This window comes from Streptomyces sp. GL_148 (genome assembly GCF_057834205.1).
In genome coordinates this window covers 7,842,794-7,855,718 of sequence record NZ_CM174396.1, presented here as the reverse complement: position 1 = coordinate 7,855,718, position 12,925 = coordinate 7,842,794, and the positions used below count along the sequence as shown (strand labels likewise).

The window sequence follows — 12,925 nt, the reverse complement described above, 5'->3', positions numbered from 1 at the left end:
ACCAAAACTGGAAGCGCTTCCACTTCCCCACCCCCCACCGGAGGAAGAACCATGCGCAAGTCCGTACGAGCCGCATCCGCCCTGCTGGCCGGTGCCCTCACCGCCGGTCTCGCCCTGATCAACGCCGGCCCGGCATACGCCGCCGACCCGACCACCATGACCAGCGGCTTCTACGCCGACCCCGACAACTCCGCCCTGCGATGGACCAACGCGAACCCCGGCGACGGGCGGGCGGCGGCGATCCGGACGTCCATCGCCAACACCCCGGCAGCCCGCTGGTTCGGGAACTGGAGCGGCGACATCGCCGCGGCCACCGGCGCCTACGTCGGCCGCGCGGACTCCTACGACAAGCTGCCGATCCTGGTCGCGTACAACATCCCCCATCGGGACATCTGCGCCGGTCACTCCGGCGGCGGCGCGGGGAGCCGCGCCGCGTACGACGCCTGGATCGCCGCCTTCGCCAGTGGCATCGGCAACCGCCCTGCCGTCGTCGTCCTGGAACCCGACGCGCTCGGCCACGAGAGCTGCATGACGGCCGCCCAGATCGCCGAGCGCAACGCCATGCTGAAGAACGCGATCGACCAGTTCAAGGCCAAGGCACCCAACACCTGGGTCTACCTCGACGCCGGGAACCCCGGCTGGGTCGACGCCTCGACCATGGCGCGCCAGCTCGCCGCCGCCGGCGTCGGCGGGGCACGCGGCTTCGTGCTGAACGTCTCCAACTACTTCACCACCGACCAGAACACCGCCTACGGCAACGCGGTCAACTCCGCCCTGGGCTCCTACGGCTACACCAAGCCGTTCGTCGTCGACACCAGCCGCAACGGCAACGGTTCCAACGGCCAGTGGTGCAACCCCGCAGGCCGCCGGATCGGTACTCCCAGCCAGCGCGGCGGCGGTGCCGAGATGCTGCTGTGGATCAAGGTCCCCGGCGAGTCCGACGGCAACTGCGGCGTCGGGGCCGGCTCTTCGGCCGGACAGTTCCTGCCGGAGGTCGCCTACAAGATGATCTACGGCTACTGAGCCCCCTCCCCTCGCCGAAAGGCCCAACCCCTACCGAAGGAACCCCGTGCGCACCCCCCTGCACCGATTAGTCCTAGCAGCGAGCGCACTCACGCTGCTCCTCGGCGCCGCCGCCCCGGCCTCTGCCGAGGCGAGCTCCGCGCCCGCCTCCCACACGCTTGCGACGAACACCCGCTTCTACGTCGATCCCGACAGCGACGCGGCCCACCAGGCCGTCACCGACCTCCTCCACGGCGACTTCGAGGGCGCCAAGTCGATGGCGAAGCTGGCCAGTTGGCCGGAGGCCGTCTGGTTCACCGACGGCACCCCGGAGCAGGTCGAATCCCGCGTACGCGACCTGGCGCGCCGCGCCGAGCGAACCCGGACGGTTCCCGTCCTGGTGGCCTACAACATCCCGCTGCGCGACTGCTCCCAGTACTCCTCCGGCGGTGCGCAGTCGGACGCCGAGTACCAGGCCTGGATCAGCGCCTTCGCCCGGGGGCTCGGCCGCAGCAAGGCCGTCGTCGTCCTCGAACCGGACGGGCTGGCCAACCTCCCCTCCGACTGCGGTCCCGACAGCGACCCCACCGGCGCGATCACCGCAGGACGCTTCGCCGACCTCAACCACGCGATCGACGCCCTGGGTCAGCAGCCGAACAGCGTCGTCTACCTGGACGCCGGAAACAGCCACTGGCGCAGCGTCGGCGACATCGCACAACGCCTCCTCCAAGCCGGCGTCACCCGCACCCAGGGCTTCTCGCTGAACGTCTCCAACTATCTGGCCACCGGCCTGTCCACCCACTACGGCACCTGGGTCTCCCAGTGCCTGTGGTTCGCCACCAAGGGCCCGGACTGGGCCAGGGGGCACGCCGACTGGTGCGCGAGCCAGTACTACTCACCCGCAGCACCGAACGACGGGCAGCCGGGAAACTCCGTGAACGTGGACGATCCGTCCACGTGGCACTGGACCGACCGGTGGTTCCAGCAGAACGTCGGCGCCCCGCCCGCACAGGAACTCACCCACCTGGTCGTCGACACCAGCCGCAACGGCCGGGGCGCCTGGACCCCGCCCGCGGGCAAGTACAGCGGCGACCCGCAAACCTGGTGCAACGCCCCGGGTCGCGGCGTCGGCGACCGGCCGACCGCGAACACCGGCGTCCCGCTCGTCGACGCCTACCTGTGGATCAAGACCGTCGGCCAGTCCGACGGCCAGTGCAACCGCGGCATCCCGGGCGGCACCATCGACCCGGAGTACGGCATCGTCGATCCCGCGGCCGGCGTGTGGTGGCCGGAGCAGGCCAAGTCCCTCGTCCGGAACGCCAACCCCGCGCTGGGGTTCAACACGGTCGTGCGCTGACCGAAGGAAATGCTTGTTTATGCTTTCAGCTACAGATCCCGCTTGAACGGCCCTCATCGAAATACTTTCGATGAGGGCCGTTCAATGAAAAGGGACTAATAGGTGCCCGTCGGGAGACAGATTCTCGAAATGCTTTCGAAACTCTTGACTTGTTTCGACGGTGTTTCCAGACTGATGGCCGAGGCAGTGTGGCCCGTCCGTGTCCGGTTCCGGGCGCCGCCCTCAGATCTCCACGCGCTCATGAGCGTCCCATTCCCGTGGACGCGGGCGTCGTTCACGCGGATTCACCATGCCGCGATCCAACCCTTCCGTGATTTCTTTCTGGAGGCTCATTCATGGGCTCACAAGCCATTCCCCCACCCACCGTCCGACGGAAGACCGGCGGCCTGTATGCGGCCCTGGTCGTCGGCGTCCTCGGCACGGCCGCCGCGCTGGTGGCGCCGCCGACGTCACACGCCGCCGAGAGCACGCTCGGCAGCGCGGCGGCGCAGAGCGGCCGGTACTTCGGTACCGCCATCGCCTCGGGCAGGCTGGGCGACTCGGCGTACACGACGATCGCCGGCCGCGAGTTCAACTCGGTGACGCCCGAGAACGAGATGAAGATCGACGCCACCGAACCCCAGCGGGGCCAGTTCAACTTCGCCGCGGGTGACCGCGTCTACAACTGGGCGGTGCAGAACGGCAAGCAGGTGCGCGGCCACACCCTGGCCTGGCACTCCCAGCAGCCCGGCTGGATGCAGAGCCTCAGCGGCAGCACGCTGCGCCAGGCGATGACCAACCACATCAACGGCGTGATGGCCCACTACAAGGGCAAGATCGGCCAGTGGGACGTCGTGAACGAGGCCTTCGAGGACGGCACTTCGGGAGCCCGGCGCGACTCCAACCTGCAGCGCACCGGCAACGACTGGATCGAGGTCGCCTTCCGCACCGCGCGCGCCGCCGACCCGGCCGCCAAGCTCTGCTACAACGACTACAACGTCGAGAACTGGACCTGGGCCAAAACCCAGGCCATGTACGCCATGGTCCGGGACTTCAAGCAGCGCGGCGTGCCGATCGACTGCGTCGGCTTCCAGTCGCACTTCAACAGCGACAGCCCCTACAACAGCAACTTCCGCACCACCCTGCAGAGTTTCGCCGCCCTCGGCGTCGATGTGGCCGTCACCGAACTCGACATCCAGGGCGCCTCGGGCACGACCTACGCCAACGTGACCAACGACTGCCTGGCCGTCCCGCGCTGCCTCGGCATCACCGTCTGGGGTGTGCGCGACACCGACTCCTGGCGATCCGAGCAATCGCCGCTGCTGTTCGACGGCAACGGCAACAAGAAGCCCGCCTACTCCTCCGTGCTCAACGCACTCAACGCCGGATCCTCTACTCCCACTCCGACCCCTTCGCCCGGTTCTGGACAGATCAAGGGCGTCGGGTCAGGCCGCTGCCTGGACGTGCCCGGTGCCAGCACCACCGACGGCACCCAGCTCAACCTGTGGGACTGCAACAACCGCACCAACCAGCAGTGGTCGTACACCGCCGCAGGCGAGCTCAGGGTCTACGGCAACAAGTGCCTGGACGCCGCCGGCACCGGAAACGGCACCAAGGTCCAGATCTACAGCTGCTGGGGTGGCGACAACCAGAAGTGGCGCCTCAACTCCGACGGATCCATCGTGGGAGTCCAGTCCGGCCTCTGCCTCGACGCCGCCGGCAACGGCACCGCCAACGGCACCCTGATCCAGCTCTACTCCTGCTCGAACGGCAGCAACCAGCGCTGGACCCGCACCTGACGACCTGCCCTGGCCAAGGGACACAGTTCCCGTATTGACTCCTCCCCTCCCTGAAGGGAGAGGATTCCTGGCTCACTTCGCCTGCGGCCCGGCGGGCGCGCAGGTCTTACAAGATCAACACCAGCCGGGTGCGAGACCAGCCCGGGCGAGCATCACGCGTGCGGAGTTCTTGTCCCGCGGGGACACAGCTCCGCACGCGGTGCACGTATACGTTCTTTCGGAGAGGGGGAGGCGGTGCTTGGCTCTCGCTCCGCAGTGCGCGCAGTCCATGGTGGTGAACGCGGGGTGGACAAGGTGCACGGTCCGGCCGTGCTTGCGGCCCATCTCGATCAGGGCCGTCTTTATGGCGCCGATCGCGGCGTCGGCGGCTTTGCGGGCCATGGTGGACTTCGCGAGGAACTTCGGCCGGAAGTCCTCCACCGCGAGGTGGTCGAAGTCGCGGACGAGACGCTTGGCCCACTTGCGGCCGGAGTCCTGCCGCTGGCGGGCGATCTTCTTCGAGACCTTCGCCGCAGCCCGGCGAGCCATGCGGTAGCCGGCGGTGTCGGGACGGTTCTTCGTGGTCCGGCGCCGGGCCATCATTCTCTGGTAGTGCGCCAGCTTCGCGGCGGCCATCTTTCCATGCTCGGCGTGGGGCAGGTCGTGGGCGTCGGACGTGGTGGTCGCGGTCTCCTTCACGCCCCAGTCGATACCGATCACGGCGCCGGTCTCCGGCAGGTCCTCGGTCACCGTGGGGACGACGAAACTCGCGTACCAATGGCCGAGGCTGTCCCTGTACACGCGGACGCTGGACGGCGGTTTGGGCAGTTCCCGCGACCACACCACCGTTACGGCGATCCCGCCGGCTAGGTGCAGGCGGCCATCCTTGAGCCGGAATCCGCGCTGCGTGTAGTTCAACGACGGCGCGGCTTCCCGCTTCCGCTTGATCCGGGGCATCTCCGCCCGCTGCCGCATCGGCAACCGGGCCTTGATGTCCTTGAGCGCCTTCGCCCGGGACTTGGCGAAGTCCCTGATGATCTGCTGCTGAGGAACGCTGCTTCCCGCACGCAGCCAGGACATCGAACCGCGCGCCACACTCAGCATCTTGTCGAGCTGGCGCGGCCCACACGTCGTCTTCGCGTCGGCCGTCTTGTTCAGGTGGTGGACCTTGCGGGAAATCGCCACGCACTCGTTCCACACCCAACGACACCGCGCCCACTCCCCCTCCAGGGCAGCAAGCGCGGTAGACGACACACGAAGCCGGTAGGTGTATGGACCCATTCCTCCCCGGGCTGAAGCCCGGAGCATCCTGGAAGAAATCAGGTGACACGCCCCGCATGGAGTGGAGCCAGGATGATCCTGGCTCCACTCCGTCGTCTGCCCGACGCGCTCCGCCCGCCGCACCCGGTCGGTGGGCGGACGGGGCGTGACGATCGTTCAGGAGCAGAGTGCACCGTTCAGCGTGTAGCGCGCCGGGATCGCGTTGGTACCCGAGTACGTCGCCTGGAAGCCGAAGCTCGCGCTGCCACCGGGTGCGAGTGTGCCGTTCCATCCGGCGTCCCGGGCGGTGGCCGCGGTGCCCGTCTGGCTCACCGTGGCGTTCCAGGCGTTGCTGATCCGCTGATCACCCGCGAAGCTCCAGCCGAGGGTCCACCCGGAGATCACCGAGGTTCCGGTGTTCTTCACGGTCACCGTCGCCGTGAAGCCGTTGCCCCAGGCGTTGTCGATCCGGTAGGCCACCGTGCAGGCGGCCGCCGACACGTCGTCGTCCGCCTCCGTCGCCGTGAAGGTCGCCGGCTGCACGCCAGGACCACCGACGGTGAAACTCGCGCTGTCCGAGGACCCGTCGGCATCCTGCGCGGCGAAGACCGAAACCTGCTGCGCCGTCGCCCAGTCGGCCGGGGTGAACACCAGACTCGCGGCCGCCGACAGGTCCTGGTCGCCGGAGTTCCGGGCCACCGTCACCGTGACGTTCTGCGCCGGCGCGGCCGAGAGCCGCACGCCCACCGGCGCCGAACCGCCCTCCGGGACCGTCACGGCCGCCGGCGCCACCTGGACGACCGGCACCGCCGGCACGCTGCGCCGCTCAGCCGCGAAAGCCGCCAGCCAGGCCAGTGAGGCGTTCCAGTTGATGGCCACCTCGTTGGTGGAGTACGAGCCGATGTCGTCCACGTAGCAAGCCGCCGGTGCGCAGCCCGCGAGCTTCTCCTTGGCCACCGGGTCCTCCAGTCCCGCGTTCGGCCCGCCCGCGAAGGAACCGGCCGGCGGGTGCGGTAGCGAGGCGTCGTTCTGGTGTGCCCAGAACCGGTGGTGCTGGTTCTCGGAGTGGCGTTCGCCGTAACCGGTGACGTAGGAGAGGTCGAGTGCGTTCCGGCCGAGCAGATAGTCCAGGGACTCCAACGCTCCCGCCCGATAACGTTGTTGACCGGTGAGCTCGTATGCGACGGCCAGCACCATCGCGTTGTTGGTGACGGAGCTGTTGGAGCCCCACACGTACCCGGTGGCGGCGAGGGGCACGGCGTAGCCCTGTCCGGCCATGGTGGACAGGTGGCCATCGGCGGCCGCGGTCAACAGGCCGCGCAGCCGGGCCACATCGGCGGCGGGCAGGGCCACGCCGGGGACGGTGGCGAGGGTGATCCGGCCGGGCGTCGCGGTGCCGCCCCACCAGAACCCGTCGACGGGCTTGGTGTGGTGCGCAGAGGAGGTGACGGCGTCCCGGTACTGCGACTCGCCGGTGGTGGCCAGGAGTTCCGCCGCCGCCCAGTAGAACTCGTCGGAGACGTCTGCGTCCTCGTACGCCCCGCCGCCGGTGTTGTCGGTCGCGAGAGCAAGCACGTTCGGGCTGGCCTTGGCAGCCGTCCAGGCGCGGCGGGCCGCGTCCAGGCAGCGCGCGGCGAACGCGGCGTCGTAGGGCGCGTACACCCGGGCACACTGCGCGGCCGAGGCCGCCAGGTTCAGCGTCGCGGCGGTCGACGGCTTGTGCAGCTCACGTTGCTCGGAGTCGAGTTCGGGCCGGGTCGGCAGGGCGGTCCACTTGGCGTCGTGCATCTTGTGGAAGGCCATCCCGGCCATCGGCTTCCCGGCCGGAACCTGCATCCGCAGCAGGAATTCCAGCTCCCAGCGGGCCTCGTCCAGCACGTCCGGCGTCCCGTTGCCACGCTCCGGCACCCGCAGCGTCGCGTCGCCGAGCGCCGCGTCGCCGCCCGAACGGCGCGCCCGCTCGAAGGAGTTGACCATCTCCCAGACGGAGATGCCGCCGTTGACCACGTACTTGCCCTGGTCGCCCGCGTCGTACCAGCCACCGCGCACGTCCAGTGGGTAGTCGCACACCCCGGCCTGGCAGGGGACGCTGGTGTCGCCCTTGTTCGGGGCGACGCCCAGGTGCCCGGCGGGGCGGGCGTAGGCGCTGCCGCCCGCCAGAGCCGCGTCGATCGCGATGCCGCTGCGCTGCTGGTAGAAGAACGACATGCTGTCGGCGCGCAGTCCGTCGTACAGCGATGCGGAGATGTCGAAGGGGTGGCTGCTCTGGCCGTCGACGACCAGGGTGAAGCCGGTGCCAGTGCCGGTGTACGCGCCGAAGTCCACCAGGTGCGTGGACTGGCCGGACGCCTGGTCGGACCCGCGCACCGTGGTGGCGCCCGAGGCGGCCACCGTGCCGGATGCGTCGCGCAGTTGCCAGGCGAGCGGGGCGGTCGCGGAGTTGGCCACAGTGGCGCGCTTGGGGCCGTCGGGCAGGTAGCCGAGCTGGTTGACCCGTACGGGTGTGCCGGCGGCGGCCGCCGTGGTGGCGGCAGCCGCGACCGGAACGGTCAGGGCGGTCGTGGACAGGCCGCCGACGGCCAGCGCGAGGCCGGCGAGCACGGCGGCCGCGCGACGTGGCACGCCGCGGGCGGAGGTGACAGGAGGCACGGTGAAGCCTTCCTCGGGGGGTGGGGGCTCATAGTGGGAGCGCTCCCAATGAAGCCAGGCGCCTGGCTGAACCGGTAGTTGAGCGACGTTTGTCCGAGAACAGGCCGCGCTTCAGACCCTCGGGGCGTGAGGGGCGTTGCCGTAGTAGGCGTCCGGTCCGTGCTTACGGGTGAAGTGCCGCTCCAGCAGGTGCTTCGGCGGTTCGGAGGCTTCCCCGAAGCGGGACCCCAGCGCCAGCGTGTGCAGTGCCATCTCCGCCACGGCCTCGCAGACGACGGCGTTCTCCAGCGCCGCCTTCGCGGTGGCACCCCAGGTGAAGGGTCCGTGCCGTGAGACGAGCGCTCCGGGAACCTCGTCGGCCCGGCGGGGGTCGCCGTCGAGCCGGGCGACGATCACCTGTCCGGTGTTGTACTCGTAGTCCCGCGCGCACTGTTCGGCGGTGAGGTCCTCCGTCACGGGGACGGGCCCGTTGAAGGTGTCGGCGTGCGTCGTGCCGAGTACGGGGATCGGGCGGCGCGCCTGGGCGAAGGCGACGGCGTGCGTCGAGTGCGTGTGGGTGACGCCGCCGATGGAGGGGAAGGCCCGGTAGAGGCACCGATGGGTTTCGGTGTCGGTGGACGGCCTGAGGTGTCCCTCGACGACCCGCCCGTCGTCCAGTGCCACCACCACCAGGTCCTCCTCGGTGAGGTCCGCGTAGGAGACCCCGGACGGCTTGATGACGAAGACGCCGGCGTCTCGGTCCACTCCGCTGACGTTTCCCCAGGTGAGGGTGGCCAGACCGGCCTCCGGGATGCGCAGGTTGGCTGCGAGGACCTCACGACGGAGGTCCCCCAGGAAGGTCTCGCTCACCGGATTTCTCCCAGGATGCCCCGGCCTTCGGGCCGGGGAGGAATGGGTCCTTGGAGTGGAGCCGCGAAGCGGCGGAGTTCTCTGCGCATCTGGTCTGACCTGTACTTTCGGTTGTTGTCAGTGGTCGGGGCTAGGTTGTTGGGATGGCGACGACCGCGGTAGTGGGGGATGCCGGGCATGCCCGGTGGACGTTCCGCGTCCGCGTGTCGTCTACCGCGCTCACTGCCCTGTTGGGCGAGTGGGACCGGTGCCGGTGGGTGTGGAACGAGTGCTGCGCGAAGTCGAAGCAGACGCATGTGTGGAACAAGGGCCGGCCCGAAGGCGAGGACAAGCGGACCTGTGGTCCGGCTCAGCTCGACAAGATGCTGACCGAAGCCCGCACCAGGACCACCTGGCTTCGCGAAGGGTCCTCGGTTCCGCAGCAGCAGTTGATCCGGGATTTCGGGAAGTCCCGGGCCACGGCGCAAAAGGACGTCAAGGACCGGTTGCCGGTGCGGCAGCGGGCGGGGATGCCGAAGTGGAAGAAGAAGCGGGAAGCGCTGCCGTCGCTGAACTACACCCGGCGCGGCTTCCGGTTGAAGGATGGCCGCCTGTACCTGGCGGGTGGTATCGCCCTGACCGTGGTGTGGCCGCGGAGTCTTCCGGCCGACCCGTCCAGCGTGCGTGTCTATCAGGACAGTCTCGGGCACTGGTACGCGAGTTTCGTTGTTCCCGCCGAGGTGCGGCCGCTCCCGGAGGCCGGGCGTGTGATCGGTATCGACTGGGGCGTGAAGGAGACCGCGACCACCACATCCGACGAGCATGACCTGCCGCACGCCGAGCACGGCAGGAAGTCCGCCGCCGGTCTGGCCCGGTATCAGCGGATGATGGCCCGCCGGAAACCGGCGAAGGGCAAGCCCGGGTCGAAGGGCTATCAGGCGGCGAAGAAACACGTCGCGAAGCTGCACAAGAAGGTGGCGCGGCAACGCCAGGACACCGGCCGCAAGTGGGCCAAGCGCGTGGTCCGCGACCATGACGCCCTGGCGGTGGAGGACTTCCGCCCGAAGTTCCTCGCCAGGTCCACCATGGCCCGCAAGGCTGCCGACGCGGCAATCTCCGCGACGAAGACGGCCCTGATCGAGATGGCACGGAAGCACGGCCGGGCCGTGTACCTGGTACACCCCGCGCACACCACGATGGACTGCGCACAGTGCGGAGCGAGAACCAAGCACGCACTCCCCCTTTCCGAACGAACCTACGCCTGCACCGCGTGCGGAGCTGTATCCCCCAGGGACAAGAACTCCGCACACGTGATGCTGGTCCGGGCTGGTCTCAACCCGGCTAGTGCTGATCGCAGAAGACCAGACCAGGCGCTGCCTGGCCTGGCTCCGGCATGCGCGGCGGGTTTCTCCGGGACCGCTGTCCGGCAGGCCCCGCGGTCGCGCATGAGTGGGCTGGACTGATCGGGGGCCGCAGCAGGCGTCGCGGTTGGCCCGCCTTGGCCGCCCCGATCAGATTGTGAGCGCTAACAAGCAGCAATCTCAAGAGGTACGAGAAGATTCATGCCCACAACATGCGATCAACGCTGCATAATGTGAACGCCAACATCTATACCTGGTCGACAATCTTCCGGTCGGTCCGAGGTGTGTGCGGGCCACGGCCGGTTCGGTACCTTGAGGGAAGGCCGCTCGATGAGGAAAGGAAGAGAGTTGACCCAGCTCCCAGACGTCTCGCGAGCGCCCACGATGACGGACGTCGCGCGCGTCGCCGGCGTGTCCCATCAGACCGTGTCACGGGTGCTCAGCGACCACCCGAACGTTAGTGCCAAGACCCGGGCCGCGGTGACTCAGGTCATCGAGCAGCTGGGGTACCGCCGCAACTCGGCGGCCCGGGCCCTGGCCACCCGCCGGACCCACACGCTGGGCGTCATCGCGGTGAACACCACGCTGCACGGGCCCGCCAGCACCGTGGCGGGAGTGCAGGAGGCCGCTCGGGACCGCGGCTACCTGACGTCCGCCGTCACGCTTCGCACCGCCACGCAGACAGCCCTCGCCGAAGCCATGCAGCACCTCGCCGGGTGGGGCGTGGAGGGGATCGTCGCCGTCACTCCGCAACGCGCCGCGGTACGCGCCCTGGCGGCACTGGAAGCACCGTGCCCCGTGGTCACCGTGGAAGGCGGCCACACCCTCGACCTGCCGGGGGTGTCGCTGGACCAGAACCTCGGCGCCCGCATGATCACGGAGCACCTTCTCGCGTCGGGCCACGCCACCGTGTGGCACGTGGCGGGCCCCCCCGACTGGCTCGAGAGCGAGGCCCGCACACAGGGGTGGGAGGACGCGCTGCGCGATGCCGGCGCCGAGGTGCCGCCCGTGCTGCGCGGCGACTGGAGTCCGCTGTCGGGATACCAGGCCGGCCAGCAGCTGGCGGGTCGGGTCCTTGCGTCACGAGGGCGGGGAGCCGGCCTCACCGCGGTGTTCGTCGCCAACGACCAGATGGCCCTCGGTGTCCTACGGGCCCTGCGGGAAGCGGGCCTGCGCACGCCCGAGGACGTGGCGGTCGCCGGCTTCGACGACATCCCCGAGGCGGAGTTCTTCCCGCCCCCGCTGACGACGATCCGCCAGGACTTCGCCTCGCTCGGCCGCGACAGCATCGGGCTGCTCCTGGACCACATCGAGGGCCGGACCGACGAGTCGACCCATCTGGTGGTGGCGCCCGAGCTCATCGTGCGCGCCAGCACGGCCCGCAGGATCGCTCCCCCCGGCGAATGACCCCCACGCGGCCGGCGGTTGGCCCCTTCCGCAGGGAGCCGGGGCCCCGGGGGCACCTCGTACGGGGGGAGCCGGCGCACGCACCAAAGCCGCTGTCCGGTGCCCCCCGGCACCGGACAGCGGCTACGGCCGCCGCCGCCCCTCTCAGGCGGTGACCGTGGTGAAGCTGTGGATCGTGGTCGACCGGTACAGCTCGCCCGGGCGCAGGACGACCGTCGGGTAGTCGGGGCGGTTCGGGGAGTCCGGGAAGTGCTGGGTCTCCAGCGCGACCCCCGCGTAGGCGTGGTACGGCCTGCCTGCCTTGCCCGTGATGTCACCGGTCAGGCCTTGCGCGGTGTAGACCTGGATGCCCGGTTCCGTGGTGCGCACCTCCATGCGGCGGCCGGATGCGGGGGCGTACAAGACAGCGGCCTGACGAGGGCTGGCTCGCCGGGCGCCCTCGAGGACCCAGTTGTGGTCGAAGCCTCCGCCGGCGAGAGCCAGTTGCGCCTCCGTATGGGTCAGGACGTCGGAGAGGCGCCGGTGCCGGCGGAGGTCGAACGGGGTGTCGCTGACCGGGCGGTGAGGGCCGTCGGGGATCAACTCGGCGTCGACCGGGGTGTAGAGGGGGGCCGCGACCTGGAGGTGGTGGGCCAGGACGTTGCCACGCCCCTCCCCTTCGAGGTTCCAGTAGGCGTGGTTGGTGAGGTTGACGATCGTCGGCGCGTCGGCGACCGCCTGGTACGACATCGTCAGGTTGTCATCGCGGTCCAGCGTGTAGGTGAGGCGCACGTTCAGGGCGCCGGGGAATCCCTGGTCGCCGTCGGGGCTGTGCAGGAACATGCGGACACCGGTGCGGTGCGCCGAGTGGAAGGGTTCGCACCGCCACAGGCGCTGGTCGAACCCGTCGGGACCACCGTGCAAGGTGTGCCCGGTCTCCTGGGTGGCGAGCTGGTGGGTGACTCCGTCGACGACGATCCCGCCGCGCGCGATGCGGTTGGCGTAACGGCCCACCGTCGCACCGAAGTAGCGTGCGGAGCCCTCGCAGGCGGCGGGGTCGCGGGGCGCGAGCACCACGTCGGCGGTGTGGCCCCAGCGGTCCGGCAGGATCAGGGAACGGAGCCGGGCGCCGCGCGTGTGGACCTCGGCGCGGGCCCGGCCGGGGAAGCCGAACCGCCACCTCTCCCCCGTTCCGTCATCGTCCAGGCGCAGGGGGCGGGCCGTCCGCGGACAGGCGGCCGTCTGCCTGGGCTCGGCGGCCTGGTCGACAGATTCGTATGCGTGTTCCATGGCGGTATTCCCTGGAAGTCGGTCCACCGGCGGGC

The 12,925-nt window shown here is 69.8% G+C and carries 8 protein-coding genes and 1 pseudogene; 5 read left to right on the top strand and 4 right to left on the bottom strand.

Annotation, left to right across the window (positions count from 1 at the left end):
• Nucleotides 1-51 precede the first annotated feature (51 nt).
• The 3 genes from AC3IYI_RS35470 to AC3IYI_RS35460 all read left to right on the top strand — a co-directional run bounded on the left by AC3IYI_RS35470 (nt 52) and on the right by AC3IYI_RS35460 (nt 4,137).
• Complete coding sequence (locus tag AC3IYI_RS35470) at nt 52-1,023, top strand: glycoside hydrolase family 6 protein (protein ID WP_489407532.1); 972 nt, start codon at nt 52-54, stop codon at nt 1,021-1,023.
• A 46-nt stretch (nt 1,024-1,069) separates the two neighbouring features.
• A complete protein-coding gene (locus tag AC3IYI_RS35465; RefSeq protein ID WP_489407531.1) occupies nt 1,070-2,359 on the top strand; it encodes a glycoside hydrolase family 6 protein in 1,290 nt (429 codons plus the stop codon).
• Between the two features lie 335 nt (nt 2,360-2,694).
• Nucleotides 2,695-4,137: an endo-1,4-beta-xylanase gene (locus AC3IYI_RS35460; protein WP_489407530.1), complete on the top strand. Its 1,443-nt coding sequence runs from the start codon at nt 2,695-2,697 to the stop codon at nt 4,135-4,137.
• Between the two features lie 98 nt (nt 4,138-4,235).
• Here AC3IYI_RS35460 and AC3IYI_RS35455 read toward each other — a convergent pair.
• From AC3IYI_RS35455 to araD, 3 genes and pseudogenes are all read right to left on the bottom strand, one after another.
• Nucleotides 4,236-5,397, bottom strand: a pseudogene (locus tag AC3IYI_RS35455) (RNA-guided endonuclease InsQ/TnpB family protein); the annotation flags it as partial.
• 156 nt (nt 5,398-5,553) lie between these two features.
• Nucleotides 5,554-8,025 carry a glycoside hydrolase family 9 protein gene (locus AC3IYI_RS35450; RefSeq protein WP_489407529.1) on the bottom strand — a complete coding sequence of 824 codons (2,472 nt, stop codon included), beginning with the start codon at nt 8,023-8,025 and terminating at the stop codon, nt 5,554-5,556.
• Between the two features lie 111 nt (nt 8,026-8,136).
• Nucleotides 8,137-8,874 (bottom strand): L-ribulose-5-phosphate 4-epimerase AraD, encoded by a 738-nt coding sequence (araD, locus tag AC3IYI_RS35445; protein WP_489407528.1) that lies wholly within the window; start codon nt 8,872-8,874, stop codon nt 8,137-8,139.
• 143 nt (nt 8,875-9,017) lie between these two features.
• On the opposite strand from araD, the gene AC3IYI_RS35440 reads away from it, so the two are divergent.
• Both AC3IYI_RS35440 and AC3IYI_RS35435 read left to right on the top strand, forming a co-directional pair.
• Nucleotides 9,018-10,316, top strand: coding sequence for an RNA-guided endonuclease InsQ/TnpB family protein (locus tag AC3IYI_RS35440; protein WP_489407527.1), 1,299 nt, complete (start codon nt 9,018-9,020; stop codon nt 10,314-10,316).
• A gap of 228 nt (nt 10,317-10,544) precedes the next feature.
• Nucleotides 10,545-11,621 carry a LacI family DNA-binding transcriptional regulator gene (locus AC3IYI_RS35435; protein WP_489407526.1) on the top strand — a complete coding sequence of 359 codons (1,077 nt, stop codon included), beginning with the start codon at nt 10,545-10,547 and terminating at the stop codon, nt 11,619-11,621.
• A gap of 144 nt (nt 11,622-11,765) precedes the next feature.
• On the opposite strand, the gene AC3IYI_RS35430 is transcribed toward AC3IYI_RS35435, so the two are convergent.
• Nucleotides 11,766-12,890 carry an aldose epimerase family protein gene (locus AC3IYI_RS35430; protein WP_489407525.1) on the bottom strand — a complete coding sequence of 375 codons (1,125 nt, stop codon included), beginning with the start codon at nt 12,888-12,890 and terminating at the stop codon, nt 11,766-11,768.
• Nucleotides 12,891-12,925 lie beyond the last annotated feature (35 nt).